This is a genomic window from Lawsonibacter hominis (assembly GCF_014287895.1).
In the GTDB taxonomy this organism is placed as follows: Bacteria; Bacillota; Clostridia; order Oscillospirales; family Oscillospiraceae; genus Lawsonibacter_A; species Lawsonibacter_A hominis.
Map to the genome: position 1 here is coordinate 1 of NZ_JACOPP010000038.1, position 20,692 is coordinate 20,692.

16 protein-coding genes are annotated in these 20,692 nt (G+C 62.1%); all 16 read left to right on the top strand.

Annotated features, from left to right (window positions below; genetic code table 11):
- On the top strand, positions 1-601 hold a 601-nt coding region (locus tag H8S57_RS15545), incomplete at its 5' end, for a transposase (protein ID WP_369807643.1).
- A complete protein-coding gene (locus tag H8S57_RS15550) occupies positions 591-1,871 on the top strand; it encodes a PBSX family phage terminase large subunit (RefSeq protein WP_186908913.1) in 1,281 nt (426 codons plus the stop codon). The genes H8S57_RS15545 and H8S57_RS15550, both read left to right, overlap by 11 nt.
- 2 nt (positions 1,872-1,873) lie before the next feature.
- Positions 1,874-2,074 (top strand): hypothetical protein, encoded by a 201-nt coding sequence (locus H8S57_RS15555; protein ID WP_186908914.1) that lies wholly within the window; start codon positions 1,874-1,876, stop codon positions 2,072-2,074.
- Positions 2,074-3,759, top strand: a complete 1,686-nt coding sequence (locus H8S57_RS15560) for a portal protein (RefSeq protein ID WP_186908915.1) — start codon at positions 2,074-2,076, stop codon at positions 3,757-3,759. The genes H8S57_RS15555 and H8S57_RS15560 overlap by 1 nt, the downstream gene beginning before the upstream one ends.
- 86 nt (positions 3,760-3,845) lie before the next feature.
- Positions 3,846-4,694, top strand: coding sequence for a hypothetical protein (locus tag H8S57_RS15565; protein ID WP_186908916.1), 849 nt, complete (start codon positions 3,846-3,848; stop codon positions 4,692-4,694).
- 19 nt (positions 4,695-4,713) lie between these two features.
- Positions 4,714-5,766, top strand: a complete 1,053-nt coding sequence (locus H8S57_RS17890) for a chitobiase/beta-hexosaminidase C-terminal domain-containing protein (protein ID WP_186908917.1) — start codon at positions 4,714-4,716, stop codon at positions 5,764-5,766.
- Between the two features lie 343 nt (positions 5,767-6,109).
- Positions 6,110-6,547 carry a hypothetical protein gene (locus H8S57_RS15575; protein ID WP_186908918.1) on the top strand — a complete coding sequence of 146 codons (438 nt, stop codon included), beginning with the start codon at positions 6,110-6,112 and terminating at the stop codon, positions 6,545-6,547.
- A gap of 1 nt (position 6,548) precedes the next feature.
- A complete protein-coding gene (locus tag H8S57_RS15580; RefSeq protein ID WP_186908919.1) occupies positions 6,549-8,342 on the top strand; it encodes a hypothetical protein in 1,794 nt (597 codons plus the stop codon).
- 12 nt (positions 8,343-8,354) lie between these two features.
- Positions 8,355-10,112, top strand: a complete 1,758-nt coding sequence (locus H8S57_RS15585; protein WP_186908920.1) for a hypothetical protein — start codon at positions 8,355-8,357, stop codon at positions 10,110-10,112.
- Positions 10,113-10,407: 295 nt separating this feature from the next.
- The gene (locus tag H8S57_RS15595; protein ID WP_186908922.1) at positions 10,408-10,728 is read left to right on the top strand and encodes a hypothetical protein; all 321 of its coding nucleotides are present in this window, start codon (positions 10,408-10,410) and stop codon (positions 10,726-10,728) included.
- Between the two features lie 401 nt (positions 10,729-11,129).
- Positions 11,130-11,513: a hypothetical protein gene (locus H8S57_RS15600; RefSeq protein WP_186908923.1), complete on the top strand. Its 384-nt coding sequence runs from the start codon at positions 11,130-11,132 to the stop codon at positions 11,511-11,513.
- Complete coding sequence (locus H8S57_RS15605; RefSeq protein ID WP_186908924.1) at positions 11,506-12,072, top strand: M15 family metallopeptidase; 567 nt, start codon at positions 11,506-11,508, stop codon at positions 12,070-12,072. The genes H8S57_RS15600 and H8S57_RS15605 overlap by 8 nt, the downstream gene beginning before the upstream one ends.
- Positions 12,069-12,365 carry a DUF4406 domain-containing protein gene (locus tag H8S57_RS15610; protein ID WP_186908925.1) on the top strand — a complete coding sequence of 99 codons (297 nt, stop codon included), beginning with the start codon at positions 12,069-12,071 and terminating at the stop codon, positions 12,363-12,365. Before H8S57_RS15605 ends, H8S57_RS15610 begins: the two co-directional genes overlap by 4 nt.
- Positions 12,366-12,377: 12 nt before the next feature.
- A complete protein-coding gene (locus H8S57_RS15615) occupies positions 12,378-12,824 on the top strand; it encodes a phage holin family protein (protein WP_186908926.1) in 447 nt (148 codons plus the stop codon).
- A 63-nt stretch (positions 12,825-12,887) separates the two neighbouring features.
- A complete protein-coding gene (locus H8S57_RS15620) occupies positions 12,888-15,317 on the top strand; it encodes a hypothetical protein (protein WP_186908927.1) in 2,430 nt (809 codons plus the stop codon).
- A gap of 12 nt (positions 15,318-15,329) precedes the next feature.
- Positions 15,330-20,567, top strand: coding sequence for a hypothetical protein (locus H8S57_RS15625; RefSeq protein ID WP_186908928.1), 5,238 nt, complete (start codon positions 15,330-15,332; stop codon positions 20,565-20,567).
- Positions 20,568-20,692: the final 125 nt, after the last annotated feature.

The window sequence follows — 20,692 nt, forward strand, 5'->3', positions numbered from 1 at the left end:
AATGCCAATGGGCGGCTGGACAACCTACTGTCCGCCATATGCCGCTCCTCGCCGCATGAGGCTGGAGGCGGCACCAATCATTCCAAGAGCTGCAACGCTACGGCGGGGCGGCTCTTTGTTTTACCCGAAAGGTGGTGAGCCGATTGTGGCGAAAGGAAAGTACCGGAGGTGGCTGGAACCAGATGGGCTCCTGTTACTGGAGGGATGGGCCCGCGACGGGCTGACGGACGAGCAGCTGGCTGAAAAAATGGGCATTACCCCGGCGACGCTGTATGACTGGAAGAACAAGTATCCTGAGATTTCGGAGGCCCTAAAAAAGGGCAAGGAAGTTGTGGACATCCAAGTGGAAAACGCCCTGCTGAAACGGGCGCTTGGCTACGAATACACGGAAGAACGGATAGAGATCAGCGAGAAGGACGGGAAGAAGGTCATCCAGACGGTCAAGCAGGTGATCCCGGACACCACGGCAATCATCTTCTGGCTGAAGAACCGCAGGCCGGGCAAATGGCGCAGCGACCCGCAGGAGAACGGGAACACCGCACAGGCCGGCGCACACAGCGCATTGATCGCGGCGATCCGGGAGAGACGCCATGCAAATTGAGCATCTGTCGGAAAAACAGGCGCAGATCCTGGATTTTGTTTTGTCGGACGACTACGCGCTGATCTGCGACGGGGCGGTGCGCAGCGGGAAGACGACGGTAATGGTGGCCGCCTTTGTGATCTGGGCCATGGAGCGCTTTGACCGGACCAACTTCGGCATCTGCGGGAAGACGGTGCAGTCCGCTGAGCGCAACGTGCTGCAGCCCCTCCAGCAGATCGCGGATCTGCCGTACTCCATGCACTACAAGGTCAGCACGCGGGTCCTGACCGTGCGCTGCGGCGGGAAGGTCAACTGGTTTTACCTCTTCGGCGGAAAGGACGAGTCCTCCTACATGCTCATCCAGGGCATCACGCTGGCGGGCGTGCTCTTCGACGAGGTGGCCCTGATGCCCCGGTCTTTTGTGGAGCAGGCCATGGCCCGCGCCATCGCCTGTGAGCGGCCCAAATACTGGTTCAACTGCAACCCGGAAAGCCCGGGGCATTATTTCTACCAGGAGTGGATCAAAACGCCAAGGAGCGGCGTGCGGCACCTGCACTTCCTTTTGGAGGACAACCCGGTGCTGACGCGGGAGATGATCGAGCGGACAAAGGCGCTGTACTCCGGCGTATTTTACGACCGCTACATTTTGGGCGAATGGTGCCTGGCCGAGGGGCTTATTTACCCGATGTTCGACCGCGCCAGGCACGTGACCAGTGAGCGGGGCGGGCCGGGGGAGTATTACATCGCCATCGACTACGGGACCATCAACCCGACCGCCATGGGGCTGTGGCGCATTGCGGACGGCGGGGCGGTCATGGAGCGCGAATACTACCACGACAGCCGCGCCGAGGGCCGCCAGAAGACCGACGAGGAGTATTACCGGGACCTGGAGGAGTTCGCGGGCGGCACGCCGGTGAAGTGCATCCTCATCGACCCGTCCGCCGCCAGCTTCAAGGAGTGCATCCGGCGGCACGGGCGCTTCCACGTGATGGACGCCAATAACCGCGTGCTGGACGGCATCCGCTTTACCGGGGCGCTGCTGGCCGCCGGGCGGCTGCGCTTCCACACGAGCTGCGTAAAGACGCTGGAGGAGTTTGCGGCCTACCGCTGGGACGAGGACAAGCAGGAGGACGCGCCGCTCAAGGAGCACGACCACAGCATGGACCAGATGCGCTACCTCTGTCAGACGCTGCGCTGGAGCGCCTTCCGGGACCGGCAGGAGCCGGAGGAGCCGGAGCAGGACGACTGGGACGAGGGGATCGACTACGACACATTCATGATCGGAGGCTGAGCATGGTATTCAAACGCATCCTCGACGCGCTGGAGCGCATCGAGCGGAAGCAGGACCGCCTGAACGCCCGTGTGGACGCACTGGCAGAGCGCATCAGCGCAGGGCCGGACGAGGACGATGCACGCGCGCTGGAGGACAAGCGGCTGCAGCAGGGCATCCACAGCATTCTGGGCTACCAGCCGGGAAGGGGGCGTGAGCGCTGATGGGGCCGAAGAAGGTGGACCCGGCACGGGTCTGGAAGGAATACGAGAAGGGCATCGACTTCAAGACCCAGCTGAACCTGTACGACACGGTGGAGAACAACGAGAATTTCTATATTGGGAAACAATGGGAGGGCGTGGTCTCCAACGGGCTGCCCACGCCGGTGTTTGATTTCATCCGGCGGATCGTGCTGTTCCTGGTGGCCAGCGTGGCCACCGACAACCTGAAGCTGGCCGCGTCTCCGCTCCCCTCCAGCGGGCAGACGGCGTCGGGGGATGTGGAGCGGGTATGCCGCATCATCAACGCACAGTTCGAGGCCCTGTTCGAGCAGAACAAGATCGGACGGACGGTGCGCGGCTTTATGCGCAACGCCGCCGTGGACGGGGACGGCTGCATCTACAGCTGGTTCGACCCGGAGGTGGTGACCGGGCAGGCCGCGCAGGGCGCCATCCGCGTGCAGCTGCTGGAGAACACGCGGGTGATCTTCGGCAACCCGAACGACCGGGAGGTGCAGAGCCAGCCGTACCTGCTGCTCTCCCGGCGGGAGCTGCTGGAGGACGTGCGCCGGGAGGCGGAGGCCAACGGGCAGGACCCGGAGGCCGTCAAGCCGGACAACGACGAGGCCAACGACCGCTTTGACGCCATGACCGACGGGAAGGTGACCACGCTGATGCGGCTGTGGAAGGACCGCGGGAGCGGGACGGTACGGGCGGTCAAGACCGTGCGGGACGCGGTGGTGCGCCCGGAATGGGACACCGGGCAGAAGCGCTACCCCATCGTGTGGCTGAGCTGGGACGCGGTGCGCAACTGCTACCACGGGCAGGCGGCGGTGACCGGGCTGATCCCGAACCAGATTTTTGTCAACAAGATGTTCGCAATGACCTATCTGTCCCAGATGACCACTGCGTACCCGAAGATCCTGTACGACAAGAGCCGGGTGGACAAATGGGATTCCCGCGTGGGCGCGGCCATCCCGGTGAATCCGGGCGACCGGGGCCTGAACGATGTGGCCAAGGTTATGGACCCGGCGGTGATCTCCCCCCAGGTGAGCCAGTTTATCGACCTGACGATCTCCACCACCAAGGAGTGCATGGGGGCCACCGACGCCGCCCTGGGCAACGTCAAGCCGGACAACACCAGCGCCATCATCGCGCTGCAGAAGTCCTCCTCCGTGCCCATGGAGATGGTGAAGCAGGACCTGTACCAGGCGCTGGAGGACCTTGGTCTGATCTGGCTGGACCTGATGCGGGTCTACTACGGTACGCGCTATGTGGAGCTGCCGCCCACACAGGCGGAGGAACAGGCCATGGCCGAACTCGGGATCGCCCGGGGCGCGGCGGAGCAGCCGCAGCTGTTCGACTTCTCCGGGCAGCTGGAGGCGCTGCCCCTCTCCCTCAAGCTGGATGTTGGCGCGAGCGCCTATTGGAGCGAGATCGCCCAGGTCAACACCCTGGACAACCTGCTGATGGCCGACAAGATCACCATCGAGCAGTATCTGGAACGGATGCCGAACGGCTACATCGCCAAACAGCTGGAGCTGCTGGACGAGCTGCGGCAGGCCCGTCAGATGGGTATGGCGCCCTCCGGCGGCGCTCCCGGCCCCATGACGGGCGAGGGGGAGGCATACGACCCGGCGCTGCAGGCCGGGCACAGCATCCTGAACCGGAAGATGCAGCAGGCATTTTGACCCAAACGCAGCAGGACGGCGAATCCCTCCGGCAGACCAGCCGGTTATGATACCAACCGCCAGACCAGGCGGGGAAGGAGCTTTTTATGGACGAAACGACGACTGCCAACACCTTTGACGACGCCGAGCTGGAGGCCGCCTGGGCCGAAGGGGAGGACGCAATGGTGGAGGACGGGGCGCACGAGACGGCAGACCAGCCGGAAGACGCGAAGCAGCAGGCAGACCAGCCTGCGGCCCCGGAAACCGAAACGCCCCCGGAGCAGAGCGCGGAAGAGGAAATGGCAGACCAGCCCCAGCTCTTCACGCTGAAGTACCGGGGAGAACAGCTTCAGGTGACGCAGGACGAGATGGTGGCCCTGGCCCAGAAGGGCCGGGACTACGATACGGTGCGTCAGGAGCGGGATCAGCTGCTCCAGTACCGGCAGGAGGCCGACCCGGCGCTGGAGCTGGTCCGCAGCTACGCCCAGCGCAACGGAATGACCGTTGGGGACTATCTGGACTACTGCCGCAGGCGGGAGCTGATGTCGCAGGGGATCAACGAGCAGACCGCAAACGCGCAGATCGCCGTGGAAAAACAGCAGGCCGCGCTGCAGCGGCAGAACGCAGAGGCCGCGGCCGCGCGGAGGCAGCAGGAAGCCGAAGCCGATCAGGCCCGGCAGCGGCAGGAGGCGCAGCGGAAGGACTTTGCCGCCTTCCTGGGCGCTTACCCCGGCGTGAAGACCACGGAAATCCCCAAAGAGGTGTGGGAGAAGGTGGCCCAGGGCGAGAGCCTGGTCAGCGCCTACACCATGCACCGCAACCGGCAGCTCGAGGCGGAGCTGGCCGCCGAGCGACAGAACCGGAAGAACCAGCAGCGCACCACCGGCAGCCTGTCCGACCCCGCAGGCGGGGACAAGAAGGACGACATCGACCGCTGGTGGAATGAGGACGACTAAAAGTCAGAAAGGATAACCTATGGCAATCAATCTTGCAAGCAAATTTTCCGATAAGGTGGCCGAGCGCTTTACCCAGCGCTCCCTGACCGACGCATACGCCGGGAAAAGCTATGACTTCTCCGGCGTGAAGAGCATCAAGATCTACTCCGTGGACTCCGTGCCCGTGGGCGACTACACCCGCTCCGGCTCCACCCGCTTCGGCAGCCTGACCGAGCTGGGCGACACGGTGCAGGAGATGACCATGACCCAGGACAAGAGCTTCACCTTCTCCGTGGACGCGGGCAACGACGCCGAGCAGCTCAACATCAAGCAGGTGACCAAGCGCCTGCGCATGAACTGGGACGAGCAGGCCACCCCCCTGATCGACAAGTACCGCTTCTCCAAATGGATGAACGGGGCCGGCCTGGTAACTGCGGAGAGCGCAGATCTGACCAAGGCCAACATCGTGGAGAAGGTCATGGACGGCACTGCAGCTATGAGCAACAAGCTTGTGCCCCTGACCAACCGCACCCTGTTCATCAAGGAGAGCCTGTACATCAAGGTCAAGCTGGCCTCCGAGATTGTCGGCATCGACAAGCTGGGCGGCAAGAGCGTTGGCAACGGCGTGGTGGGTGAACTGGACGGCATGAAGATCGTCCGGGTGCCCGACGTGTACTTCCCCGCCGGGGTCAACTTCTTCATCAAGTACAAGAACGCCACTGTGGACCCCATGAAGCTCAAGACCCTGCGGGTGCAGAGAGACCCTGTTGGCATCGACGGCGATGTGGCCGAGTGCCGCTTTATGCACGACGCCTTTGTGATCGGCACCAAGGCCAACGGCCTGTATGTGGACGTGGCGGCCGCCAGCGCCCAGGCCAACCCCGTCATCGCCAAGAGCTCCAGCACCTGGACCATCACCTCCGCCAACGCGACCAGCATCAAGTACACCACCGACGGCACCGACCCCAAGACCTCCGGCACCGCGCAGACCTATTCGGAGGCGCTGTCCGGCCTTGCCTCCGGCACCGTCATCAAGGCCTACGCGGCCAAGACCGGGATGCTGAACTCCGGCGTGACGGAGTTCACGGTCTAAACGTCATCGGGGTAGGGCCAAACTCCGAGCCCTACCCCAATTTTTTCTGATAGAAATTGTTCAGTGCCTCATCCAGACCGTCATACGGCGAGACGCCGCTGCGCTTGCAGGACTCCAAATAGTCCAGTTTTTTCTGAAGGATCCGCTCAAGGTTCCGGTCCCTGGACCTGCGCCTTCTGCGTCGGAGTGCGCTCATAAGGCACCAGATAGGATAGATGTGCAAATAAAATGGACGCATGGTGAGGGTCACCTCCTGTAAGGTGATTTTACCAGAACGAATGTACGATTTCAACCGGATAATCGAACAAAAATTCGATTTCCGGTTTGTGAAGGAGGCCGAACTATGGCGACAACGGCGATGCAGGTGTTTGAGCTTGCCATCCACCTGATGGACGAGGCCAACGAGAGCACCGGGGCGGTGGATACGGCGGACACCAGGGAGTACAAGAACCGCACCCTTGCCATCCTGAACATACTGCGGGTGGAGTGCTTTCCGGCCTCGGACACCTACACCGTATCGGAGCCGGGGAAACGGCCCGTCTGCCCGCTGATCACGGATTTTACGACGCCCATCGGGCTGGACGACGGCATCTGCCAGGGCGTGATGCCCTACGGGCTGGCGGCCCACCTGCTGCTGGACGAGAACACGAAAATGGCGGCCTACTTCAACCAGCGCTACGAGGAGCTGCTGGACGAGGCGCACCGCTCCATCCCAGCCGGGAGCGAGGCCATCGAAGACCTGTACGGCGGCATCGGCATGGGCCGGTTTGCGAGGTGGTAGTATGGCAAAGATCGACGTCAGCGACGACGCCAAGATCCTGCAGATCAAAAAATGGCTGGGGCTGAACGAGTCGCCCGACGGGGACACCGGCCTGAAGACCGGCGAGGCCGCCGAGATGCGCAACTTCCGCATCACGCGGGAAAACCACCTGCAGATCCGCCCGGGCTACGGCGCGAAGGTGACGCTGGCCGCAACCGGTGAGGATGGGACGGCTCACCCGGTGCGCGGGCTTTGGGCGGGGCATGTAGCCGGTGTGTTCCACCTTTTGTGCGCCTGCGGCGGGCATCTGTGGGATGTGGATGCGTCTGCATGGACCAAGACGGACCTGGGGGAGATCACCGACGCGGAGACCTTCCTGTTCGGCTTTGCAAAAAAGGTCTATCTGCTGACCGGGTCGGAGTATTACTGCTGGACCGGGACGGGCAGCGTGGCGGCGGTGGAGGGGTACGTGCCCATTGTGGCCACGGCGACCGCGCCCTCCGGCGGAGGGACGCTTCTGGAGAGCGTGAACAAGCTGACCGGAAAGCGCAGGCAGCAGTTTTCCCCGGACGGGACGGCGACCGAGTTCATGCTGGTGGAGACCGGGATCGACGAGGTCCTTTCCGTAGAAGGGACGGACGTCACCTGGACGGCGGATACCGCCGCGGGAAAGGTCACCTTCGCCTCTGCGCCCGCCAAGGGTACCAACACCGTCACCATCACCTGGCGGAAGGGGGACGGGAACCGGAGCGGCGTGACGGCCATGCGCTTTGCGGAGCTGTACAACGGCGCTTCGGACAGCCGGGTGTTCCTGTACGGGGACGGCACCAATCAGGCCGTCTACAGCGGCCTGGACAGCGCGGGAAGCCCAACGGCGGAATATTTCCCCGACCTGAACGTGATGGCAGTGGACTCCGCCAACACGCCCATTACCGCCATGATCCGCCACTACGACCGGATGCTGGTGTTCAAGACCGGCTCCGCCTACGCCTGCCAGTATTCCACTGTCACGCTGGCGGACGGGCGTGTGACGGCGGCGTTCTACACCAGCTCCCTCAACCGGGAGATCGGCTGCGCCGCGCCGGGACAGGCCCGGCTGGTGGACAACAACCCCAGGACGCTCCACGGGCGCGGCGTATACGAGTGGGCGCTGACCGTGAACTCCACCCGCGACGAGCGCAACGCAAAGCGCCTGAGCGACCGGGTGGAGGCCACCCTGACCGACTTCGACCTGACCGGGGCCCGTACCTTCGACGACGAGGGGCGGCAGGAGTATTACGTGCTTTACGGCGACCGGGCGCTGGTACACAACTATGCCAACGACACCTGGTATTATTACGACCACTTCCCCGTGCGGGGCATGGCGGAGGTGGACGGGGAGATCTACTTCGGGACGCCGGACGGGCGCATCATGCATCTGTCCCGGGACTACCGGAACGACGACCTCGCGCCCATCGACGCCTATTGGGAGTCCGGCTCCATGGACTTCGGGCAGGACTGGAAGCGCAAGTATTCCTCCAACGTATGGGTCTCCATCAAGCCGGAGGGGCAGGCCATCGTGACCATGAAGGCCGAGTCCAACGTCAAATCCAACTATGTGGGCAAGATCGTGGCGTCCGGCCTTGTGACGCTCAGCCATGCCAACTTCGCGCACTGGTCGTTCGGGACCAACCGGAAGCCGCAGGTGATCCGGGTGCGGATGAAGGTCAAGAAGTTCACCTTCTACAAGCTGATTTTTGAATCGAACTCGTCTTCCGCCACCGCGACCATCCTGTCGGCTGACCTTCAGGTGCGGTACACGGGAGACGTAAAGTGACGGGAGGATACCATGTCTCTTACACCACTCAACAGCGATCTTGACGTCGTACAGTCCCTGGTGATCCCGGGGCTGGACAGCGATCTTGACATCATCCAGAAGCTGGACGACGAGCCCAATGACGTGGGCGGGTTGACGGCGGCCCAGCTCAAGGCCAAGTTTGACGAGTCTGGGAACACCATCAAGACCTACCTCAACGATACCCTGCTCCCCGCCCTCAGCGGTACGGTAGCCGAGGAAGAGGCACGCGCGGCGGCGGAAACACAGCGCCAGACGAACGAGAGCGCCCGGATGAGCGCAGAATCTGCCCGCGCGAGTGCGGAGGGCTTGCGTGTCACGGCGGAAAGCGCCCGGGCCACGCAGGAGGGCGCACGGGCAGACGCGGAAGCGGCGCGGAGCGCTGCCGAGACCGCCCGGGGGAGCGCGGAGAGCACACGCTCCGCCCAGGAGAGCAGCCGGGTGAGCACGGAAGCCGGCCGCGTCGGCGCGGAAAGCGCCCGTGCGGCCGCCGAGCAGGCCCGCGCCGGGGCCGAAACAGCACGTGTGAGCGAGTTCTCAGCGCTGAAGGCCCAGAGCGAGAGCGCCACAGCCGCGGCGAACACGGCGGCTGGCAAGGTCAACAACATGACCGTGCAGGCATCCACCGGGGCAGCCGGGAGCAGCGCTTCCGTGACCCGTGGAACGAATGCACAGGGCGGCATTGAACTGACCTTCCAGATTCCGAAGGGCGACAAGGGCGAGACCGGGGCCACCGGGGCACAGGGCCCCAAGGGGGACACCGGGGATACCGGCCCGCAGGGGCCCCAGGGCCCGCAGGGGCCCGCCGGGAGCGGCAGCGGCGATATGATCGCTTCTACGTATGACCCTACCGGCAAGGCGCAGGACGTGTTTGCTTACGCGGACGGGAAGAACGTGCTGTACGTTACCTTTACGCTTGGAGAGCAGGATGATTTTGGGAATTTTGCATGCACGGCAGATCATACCGTGGAGGAGGTTTTTGCTGCGGTCAATGCTGGCCGGAGTGTGATCGCCCGTACGCCGATTACGACGCAATACGGAACGGCGTACGATCAGTTACAACTGGGCTACGTTAACCAAATTACAGACTGCCTACAAGTCTCATTTTTCAGTAATACCAAATACGGCACTCGTGTATTCGAAATGTTTGAAGATGGATGCCAGTATTACGCCGAACTGCTTGCGGCGGAGGATATCGGCGCACTGCCTACGTCCGGCGGAACCATGACCGGCGCGCTGACCCTGGCAGGCAATCCGACCGCGAACCTGCACGCCGCCACGAAGCAGTATGCGGACACCAAGCTGGCCAAAAGCGGCGGCACGATCACCGGGGATGTAATCGTCAGCGCACAGGATGGTGTGGACTTTGCCACGATGGATTTCGGCTACCGGCAGGACGGGGTATCCGCCTTCCAGCCCAGCACCCTGCGCGGTATCCACCTCCCCACCGAGCCGGACATGGCGGCCAGCAAGGAGTATGTGGATGTGTCAGCGGCAAAGCCGATTAGCGCCTCTGTCCTACTTCCAATGTCAGCTTGGAGCCCAGCTGGGGATGGCTTCTTGTACAACCCAACTGTGAGTGGAGTGTCTACCAGCAATATAATTATTGTCGCTCCAGCTCCAACAAGTATTGACGCTGCCATGAACGCAAACGTGAGGTGTCTCGCCCAATCCACAAATTTTTTATCGTTCTATTGCGATAGCATTCCATCCAAAGATTTGAACTACAACGTTTTAATTCAGGAGGTATAGTGATGCCGGTTTTTAATTCGCTTGTGGTTCCTGGTTCATTTGGAAAGCCGAAGACGCTCCAAATCCCCATTCCAGCCTCCGGTTGGGATGCGTCCGCCAAGACACAGACGGTGACGGCGACCGGTGTGACCGCCACAAACGCCGTAACGCCGTCCCCTGCACCGGCCAGCTGGGAAGCGGCAGGAACCGCCGGAGTGCGCTGTACCGCACAGGCCGCAGACAGTCTTACCTTCACATGTTCCGAAGTTCCGACCGCTGACCTGACCTACAACGTCCTGGTCCAGGAGGTGCAGTGATGCCGATCTTCAATCCGATCCTGGTGGGAGGCGGGAAATCGGTTATCCCGCTGGTAGATGCCGGAAGCACAGCGAATGGCCTTGCGCAGGGAACTTATACACTTTCCGGCAATGGAACTGCGATGGACCTGTCGCGTGAGTCTACATCATATCAATATTATTCAGACTCAATTTATATCGCCGATACCGACAGATACCTGCTGATCATGTTTTGCAGGAACGCAGGTACGCTTTCCGGATACGGGTTTTCCAAATCCGGAACCTATACCATAAGTTACAATACGCTATTATCGCTTAAACGATATAGGATGCAGTTTTAATTAAAAAACGCCGCCCAGTGCGGGCGGCGGGAATTGACAGGATACGGCGCTTGAGGCTATAATGGCCGTGGCGCTGTTGCAGAATGGCGGTTAGCCACTCCCTTGCGAAAGGGGGTGATGCGGATATGGGGCACCGAGGAAAGCAATTTCTGAGGTTTTGCGTGTGTCTGGCCGGTCTGGCCTACATACTCTCCATAAAAGCGTGCTAGCCGCCCGGCGGCATCCGAGCGGCTAGCGGTTCATCCGTTTAGCTAACGTCTTGGGGCTAACCGTCATGCAACAGCGCCCTTCTACGGACATTATACCACACGGCCCCGTCTTGTCAACCGGCAGGACGGGGCTGTTTTTTATAGGCAGCAAAAGACCGCCGTTGGGCGGCGAAAAAAGAAAGGGAGATCATCATGAAAAACACCATCAACTTCAACCTCCTGACCCCCGCCATCTTTGCTGTTGGGGAAGCCAACAACTGCGACCTCGGCGTGGCCGCAGACCGGTGCATGCAGAACATCCGCGAGGGCCGCGAGGTCAACGCCATGGCCGAGCTGCCCATCGCCCATCAGGTGGACTGGCCCCGCATCGGCAAGGCGTATTCCGCTATGGATGAGGCAGAGCGCAAGGCCGCTAACGACGGCCTCAATGCCTGGCTGCGCACCATGCGGGGCAACTACAAGGCCCTGTGCGCCCTCTGGGCAGCCAAGGACTACGACGCCATGGTCAAGCTGATGGAGGGCGCGAGCGACCCCGGACCCATCAGCGGGGACAAGCCCGGCAAGCGCGATGCTTAACAGCCGGGACATCGACGACCTGCGCGCGGACGTGGCGGCCAACTGCCGGGTCTGGATGCAGCTGTGCCGGGATGCGGGCCTTGCGGTCTGCATCACCGGCACGGTCCGGGACCGGGCGTACCAGGAATACTGCTACCGGAACGGGACCAGCAAGGGGCGTGTGCCTACCTTCCACGCCCAGGGCGTGGGGCTGGCCTTCGATTTCTGTAAGAACGTCAAGGGGCAGGAATACTCCGACCCGGCGTTTTTCCAGCGGGCCGGGGAGCTTGGGGAGCGGGTCGGCTTCGAGTGGGGCGGGCGGTGGAAGTCCTTTCCCGACCGCCCGCATCTGCAATGGAGCGGCGGCGGGAAATACACCGGCAGCATGATCCTGGCCGGGCAGTACCCGCCAACCATGCCGCTGTACAAGGAAAAGGAGACCGCAATGACGACAGAAGAAGCCAAGAGCATATTGAAATCCAAGGCCGGTCTGAGCGATACCACCATCGATTACCTGTGGAGCTACCGCTGGGGCGATGAGCTGCTGGTCAAGCTGGCCAAGGCGATGGAGGGCGTATGAAAAAACTATTTATTTCCCAGCCTATGAGAGGCAAAACAGACGAAGAAATCCTGGCAGAGCGGGCAGATGCTGTGCAGTCGGCACGGGACGCGCTGGGTGAAGAGGTGGAGGTCATCGACAGCTTCTTCGGCACCTCTGATATGAGCCATGCCCTGGAATACCTTGGCGAGAGCCTGAAACTGCTGGCAAAGGCGGATATAGCCTATTTTGCTCCCGGATGGAACGAGGCCAGAGGATGCAAAATTGAGCACGTCTGCGCGGAGGAATATGGTATCCACCATATCGACGCGTGAGGAGGGCACATGATGGAGAACGTTGTACACATCAAAAACGCCGTGCTGGCTGCCCTGGCCGCGTTCGGGACGTTTGTTGCAAATGCTTTGGGAGGGTGGGATGCCGCCTTGCAGGTGCTCATCGGGCTGATGGCGGCGGACTACGTGACCGGCCTGATCGTGGCCGGGGTGTTCAAGCGCTCCGGCAAGAGTGAGACCGGGGCATTGGAGAGCCGGGCGGGCTTTAAGGGCCTCGTGCGCAAATGTATGATTTTGATGCTGGTGTGGGTAGCCACCATGCTGGATTGCCTGACCGGTGCCGCCTACATCCGAACTGCCGTTTGCCTGTTCTTCATCGGCAACGAGGGGCTGTCCATCCTGGAGAACACCGCGCTGATGGGGGTACCGTACCCGGCCTTTATCAAAAACGCCCTGGAAGCCATGCGGGACAAGGGCGACGGGGCGAAAACGCAGGAATAGAGTATTGGGGGCGCTGTGCCGGTACGGCGCGGCGTCCTCTTTTTTTACGGAAAGGAGCCGGTTATGGCGATTGTTTACGGAGACTACCCCCTGAAAAAGAAGACCAACTCGTCCACCGTGTCCGGCAGCGGGAGCCAGAGCAGCTATGACCGCCGCAACGGCACGGCGGACGAGCGTTACACGCCGACGGCGGCACCGAGCAAGACGATCGACGACTACAAGAAGGACTACGCCGCCGCAGCCGCCCGCGGGGACGCCGCCGGGATGAAGGCGGCCAACGATGGGGCCAACGCCATCCGCACCGCGCAGGGGCAGGCGGCTCAGGTGGCCAGCAATGATATCGCAAGGGTGCAGTCCGGCGGCACGTCCGGCATGGTGTCCAATCCGGGCCGGTATGACGACGGGGGCTACTCCGGTAGCAGGCCCGTCCAAAAGCCTGCGTATCCCACGCCGTTGAAACCGGACATCGGGATCAGCAAGCCGGGGCAGACGCCGCAGCTCACACCGCTGAGTGTTGGAACCTCCGGTGTGCCTTCGTACACGCAGGCGGGCACGGACAGCTATGGGAAGACCATTGCCGATTACAGCCGGGATTACAACGACGCCAAAGCCCGCGGGGATGCGGCTGGGATGCAGCTGGCCAATGACCGGGCGAATGCCATCCGCCGCGCCGCCGGGCAGCAGGAGCAGTACGCCACGGAGGACATCAACAGGGTGGCCGGGGGGCAGTACCAGCAATATTACGCGAATAACGACCTGAGGGGGGTGGGGAACCTCTACCTGGGCACCATGGCCACCAACGAGCGGAACCTGGACGCGGCGGAGGCGGCGGGGAACACGATCCGGCTGGAGGACTATCTGCCCAACATTGTGCAGCTGGCGCGGAACACCGGCATGGACGTGGGCGTGGCCATCGACATGTTTGTGAACAACATCCGAAACGGCCGTGCGGTGGACGGCGGGGACGTTGGCGTGGATTACGCGGCCCTTCAGAAGCAGTACAACAACATGGGCGCGTTCAACATGAACACCGAGGTCAACCGGTTTATCCGGGAGTACAAGAACAACGGCCTGCTCTACGACCCGGAGAGCGCCCTGTACGGGCAGAGCTACGGCGTGGGGCTGAACGCGGGCACCGGCGTGACGCGGGACCCGGTTACGGGGCAGCTCGTGCCCAATCCGACCGGGACGGCGGGTCAGACAGTTCCCTTTACCGGGGCGGGGAACGGGCAATCTGCTGCCCTGCCCACGACAGTGGGAACCGGGACGGGCGGTACGGCGGGCAGCCTGAGCGGCTACGGCATTAACGACTACTCTGACTACATCGAGGCCATGAACCGGTATCAGCAGGAAGCTGCCCTGGCCGAGCTGCGGGCGGCTTACGAAAAGAATCTGGCCGGGCTGGACCGCACGCAGGCTTCCATCGCGCCGCAGTATGCCAGCGCCCGCAATCAGGCGGCGGCACAGGCGGCCATCCAGCAGCAGGCGTTCAACGAATACGCCGCGGCCAACGGCCTCAACACCGGGGTCGGGGGACAGGCGCAGCTTGCCTTCGGAAACGCCCTGCAGAACGACCTGTCCGGCATCAACACCGCCGAGGCCAACAGCATGGCCGATCTGGAGCTGCAGCGCAGCCAGGCGGAGATCGACTACAACAACGCCATCGCCCAGGCCCAGGCCGAGGGGAACTACCAGCTGGTGCAGCAGCTCTACCAGGAGAAGGTGCGGGTGGACGAGGCCTACCGGGAAATGATCGTGTGGCAGGCGGAGCAGGACCTGGCCCGGCAGCAGATGGCCATCCGCCAGAACCAGTGGCAGCAGAGCTTTGACGCCAGCCAGAACCAGTATGCGCAGGAGCAGGCGCTCCAGACCGCCGCGACGCTGGCGCAGATCGGGGATTTTTCCGGCTACAAGGCCCTTGGCTATTCGGACGACCAGATCGCGGCCATGACGGCCTATTATCAGCAGAGCCGGACGGCAAGCGAGCCGGTACTCTCCTACAGCCAGATGGTCAGCGCCATCGAGGCGGGGAACATCACGCCCAACGTGATGCAGGCCTACGAATATTACATGGGCACTCCCTGGACGAATGGGACGGCGGCGCTGTACCAGAAGAGCACAGGCAAGTCTTCCAGAGGGGGCGGCGGAGGCAGCGGTACGTCCATGACGCTCACCACGGCAAAGGCCATGGCGGAGGCGAAGCAGTTCACCGACGAGGTTGTGGACACGTTCCACAAGGCTGGATACAACGACGCGTATTTGACCGTCACATACGGGTACGACCCGGACAAGGGACAGCCGGATGCGCAGGAGACGGGCAGCTCGTCCGGTTATTACAATCTGGTGGCAAACCTGTCCCGGCTGGAGGACAGCTCGAATGCGTCTTCCGTCCCATCCAAAGCAAAAGCCCTGATTCAGTCGGCGTTAAATGCTGGGAGCATTACGGAAGATGATGCCAGGAAACTGTTGCGGCAGTATGGATACGCTGTTTAAAAAGGAGACGCTATGGCCATTGATTGGACGAAACTGGACAAACAGGACGATAATCTGAAAAAGCGCCTCAAACAGTTTGACCGTGGAGCCAAAACATCCGGAAAGGCGGAAGCCACGCGGTCTACCCCGACGGCAGACGCGGCCAAAACGCTGCTCTCCTCCGGGGTGAACCCGGTGGCTCCGCTCGCTCCTGCCGCACAGAGCGCGCGTACCGTGACCACCCTCCCAGTGATCCAGACCCTGCCCACCGTGGCCGACCGCAGGGCGGCGCGGGAGGACGCCGCGGCGCAGAAGAGCATCGTCCTGCTCCCGACCGCCGCGGAGAAAAAGGCGGCGCGGGAGGATTCCTACGCGCAGGGAACGATGCTGGACGCGAGCGGCAATCTGGAGGCAAGAAAGCTGGCCGATGCGAAGGCACAGCGGCGGCTGGACGCGGCGCAGTACAACCTGAACCGGCGCAGCCGCATGGCCCCCTATGACCCTGAGACGGAGCGGGACTGGGCAGCCATGGGAGAGCGGGCGATGCAGGAAGAGCCGACCACCCCGTTTGCCCGTTTGAACAATGGGGCGGCCAGCTTCGGGCAGACCTTCGCCGCCGCGCCCGTGGTGATGCTGGACACGGCGAAGCAGTATCTGGCGAACAATGAGGAGGAAGCAGGCAACCCGGAGCGTCAGGCGGCCAGTCGCCGTCTGGCGCAGGTGGAAAACCAGCTGAAGTACACGGTCAACCAGTACAACCCGGCGTATCCCGCCCTCGTTGAGGAGCGGGACAGGCTGAGGGCCATGCTGGAGGAGACGAAGGTGGATACGCCGGTCTCTCAGGATTCGACCGGTTCGCAGATGATGCTGCACGCCCTGCAGACGAAGGAGGACGCCCTGCAGGGCATGGAGGGCGCGCCCCGGTGGCTGGCCGAGCAGGGTCTCAGCATTGGACAGAACGCGGCGCTGCTTCCGCTTGGCCTGATCAACCCCGCCCTTCCGCTGGCGGCCATGGGCACAATCGCCGCGGCGGACAAGACGTTTGAGCTGAACCAGCGCGGCGTCGCGCCGGGCGAGGCGCTGGTGCGCGGATTGGCGGCAGGCGGCATCGAGGCGGCGACGGAAAAGATCCCGCTGGACAACCTGATGGATCTCATCAAGACCGGCGGGAAGAGCGCGCTGAAAAACCTTCTGAAGCAGGCGGGCGTGGAGGCCGGGGAGGAGAGCCTGTCCTATGTGATGAACTACATCGCGGACAAGGCAGCCCGCGACCCGGAAGCGGAGTTCTCCCTGTCTGAGCTGGCCAGCTCGGCGGGGGGCGGTGCCTTTTCCGGCCTTGTGTTCGGCGGCTTCGGCACGGCTGCCAACCGACTGCGTCAGCCGGTCAGCACCCTGCCCATGGTGGAGCGCACGGTGCAGGGCCTCCCCGGCTCGCCCTTTGAGAGCGCACAGGCGGTGCAAACACAGCCGGTCAACACCGATCCCATCCAGACAATGAACGCCGCTCCTGCGGGCGCTGTGGAGGCGGCAGGGCAAAATAAAACCGCATCCACGGGGGAGACGGGGAAAATCAACCCAGGGGCAAGGCCGACGATTCGTGAAACAGTTGGCAGTATGCCGAGCGCAGAATATCAGGTGCCGCATATTTCCATGCCAGCAGAAGCGCTGGTTGATGAGGACGGCAGTCAGGTTACGGAAAGCAAGATCCCGTCTGCAATACGGAAGTATATGAACCGATTGTTCCGAGGGAAGGTTTTGAGCGTAGGCCGGGACCATAAAGTCTACATAGACCGCGGTGGGATTCGTGAGTTCACATTCCCGGCACAGCGGTTTTCTGGTGAGCTAAAGACTGCAAAAATGACAGCCGGGGCCAATTTGAACAGTACGCTTGAACCTGCAGTATTCCTGCTGAATACCGTTGATGACGGTCACCATCCGGAGGCGACCGGAGGGTGGGACAATTTCTATGTAATGTTCCAGACGGAAACAGGCAAATACTCCGGGGTGGTAAAGACAAAGGTCACCGACCGAGGGCGCGTGTTCCATGACATTACCGAGATACAAAAAGAAGGAGACCCGTCCACCCACGGTGTCAACGGAATAAATCCGCCGCCCGCTAGGACCGGGTCTCCCGAAGCCGGGCTTACCGACGGCAGCAACGGCATCAATGACACCGGAACATACCAAGCAAGCCCAACTTCTTCTGCCCCCATTATAGCAGATACATCCGCAAAGGGCAATACCCAGTATGCCCAAAATTCCGGTGGGCAAGCCTTTGATGACGGCGTAGGGGCCGCGAATGCGGGATTTGCCGGGGATTACAACCGTTTGCAGAACCAGTCGGAGCGCTTCCACCCGGAGGGCGAGAAGGCGGCCCGCCCGGTGGACGTTCCGGTGGAGGACTTCCAGGGGCGGAGCATCCCCAAGTCCGCAGCCACCGTCCTGGAGGCCGGGGCGACGCCGGACAGCGCGGTGGAGGTCATTGAACAGGCCATCGCCAACGGCGAGTTTTCGTTTGACCGCATCACGGATGAGGCGGCCCAAAAACGGGCGCGCCAGACCGTAGAGAGCAAGGGATGGGACGCTGCGCGGGAGTCCTTCCACCAGCAGGCGGCGGGCGGGAAGGCAGGAAAGCACACGATGGCCCTTGGCCAGCTGCTGCTGAACAACGCAATGAACGCTGGGGACAGCCGGGCGGTGATCGACATCCTGACCGACTACGCAACCCTTTCGACGCAGTCTGCGCAGGCCATGCAGGCGCAGAGAATGCTGAAAAAGCTTTCCCCGGAGGGCCAGCTTTATGGCATCCAGCGCAGCGTGGAGAACCTGCGCGGGGAGCTGGCGGAGCGCTATGGGGACAAGGCCCCGGACCTGAACATCGACGAGGCGCTTGTGGATCAGTTCCTGCAGGCGCAGGATCAGGCCGGGCGGGACGCGGCGCTGGATGCCATCCGGAAGAACATTGCCGACCAGATCCCGTCAACTCCGATGGACAAGTTCAACGCCCTGCGCTATCTCCGCATGTTGGGCAACTTAAAGACACAGGCGAAGAACTTAACGGGAAACGCCACAATGCTCGGTCTGCGCACCGTCAAGGATCGGGTTGCGGCGGGAATTGAGTTTGTGGTGTCTGGAGCTTCGAAGGGCAAGTACCAGAAGATGAAGGCGTTCGTCTACGACCCGGCGCTCTTCAAGGCCGCCTGGAACGACTACAAAGAGGTTCGGAGCGCTGCCCTTGGAGAGCAGAAGTACAGCTCCAGGAACGGAAGGTTCCCAAAAGAGATCGACGAAAAGCGCACCATTTTCAAGAACAACGGCGATTGGGGGACCCTTCCAACGAGCAGCCGGGCAGCCAAGGCGGCCCGGAAGGCGACCGACGTGCTGTGGACAGGACTGGAGGGTTACAGAAAGGCAACCAATGCTGCCATGGAGTATGGGGACCTCCTGTTCTCCCGGATCAACTACGCCGACGCCATGGGCCAGTATCTGGCCGCTCACGGCGTGATTGCAGACCAGATGGAGCGGGGGGCCGTGGACGCCGGGCTGCTGGATGATGCGAGGGCATACGCGATCCGCGAGGCCCAGCAGGCAACCTTCCGGGACAACAACGCCGTCTCCGGTGCAATTGCAAAGATGGGCGGGGTATTCCGGAATCCGAAGAACGCAGCGGAGGCCATTGGAAATGCATCCGCGCAAGGCACGGCACCCTTTCTGAAAACGCCCGCAAACGTTGTGGTGCGCATGGAGGAGTACAGCCCTCTCGGTCTGATCAACACTCTGGTCAACGGCGGGCGGCTGGCGCTGGGCAGCAAGAGCGTGACGGGGGCCGACATAGTGGACAGCCTGGCAAAGAGCCTGACCGGAACGGGCCTGTTTGCCCTCGGCGCCGCCCTGTATAACGCAGGACGGCTTGTGGGCGGCCCGGACGACGATGACGAGCAGGAAGAGCTGAACCTGTTGACCGGCGGGCAAAACTACGCCTATGTGGATGCGGAAGGTAACTCCAGCACTCTGGAGTGGCTGTCTCCTGCCGCCGGACCCATGTTCATGGGTGTGGAGTTTGCAAAGCTGGCCGGAGAGCGCGGTTATGATATCTGGGCCGTCCTTGAAGCTGCCAAATCCATCACAAACCCCATGTTGGAAATGTCCATGATGCAGGGGATCAACAGCCAGCTGGAGAGCATCTCCTATTCGGACGATCCGCTGACGGATCTGATGCTCAATTCGCTGGTCAGCTATCTGACGCAGGGCCTTACTTCTACGCTGGGGGGACAGATTGAGCGTACCTCCGAGGATCTTCGCATGACCACATTCCGGGACAAGACGGCGGCTATGCCAACCGACGTGCAGCAGCGGCTTGGGAAGCTATCGGCCAAACTGCCGGGCTTCGACTTCCAACAGATCCCGTACATAGACGGCTGGGGACGCACGGAGAGCAACGGGACGCTTCTGCCGCGGGCTGTGGAAAACTTCCTTGCCCCCTGGTATTCCTCCCAGAAGAACGCCACGGAAGCGGACAAGGAGATCCAGCGGCTGCTGCGCGCCGGGCAGAGCGGCGTCGTGCCCAAGCGTACCCCACAGAGCGTCGAGGTTACCTACAAGGAGAATCCCAAGGATGCGGAGAATCAGAAGCGTTATCTGAACGCCGAGGAATACGTTTCCTACGCCACCGTGAAGGGGCAGACCTCATACGACCTGGCCATGGACATGATAAACAGCGACGAATACCGGAGCATGACCGATGAGCAGAAGGCCGAGGCGCTCAAACTGGCCTACGCCTACGCTGGGCATGTGGCGGCGGAGGAGGTCACGGACGGGAAGCACGAGAGCGAGGCGTATGTGGCGCTGGCACAGGCCGCAAAGAAGGAGCTTGGCCTGTCCGAGGCGGAGTACCTGCTGCTTTATGAACAGTACCGGGGAGAACTCAACAAAGACAAGGTGCGCGAGGCATACCGGCAGGGGATGGATCCGGAAACCTATCTGGAGTACGCTTCCGGGAAGAGTTCCTACAATTCCGACGGTGAGGGCGGCCTGACCATAGCCGAAACCGCCAAGTCCATCCGGGAAAGCGGGCTGACAAAAGACCAGCAGGAACTCCTCTGGCTGGTCAGCTACCCGGAGTGGTCGGAAAAGGCAGACAAGGCCGGTGTTCCGATCTCGGATTACATCGCGTACAAGGCCGCGACCGCCGGGCTGAAGAAGTCGGCGGAGAAAAAGGCCGCCCTGATCGACGCCGGGCTGCCCACCTCACTGTACGACAAGATCGGCTGAAAAATCCCCCGCCGCCCGGAGCATCGGCTCTTGGGTGGCGGGGGATGTTTTGTGAGCAGAAATTTAAATGATAAAACTTTTGTTTTTTGAACGGTTTATGAGTTGACGTTCAATTCTTAATATAT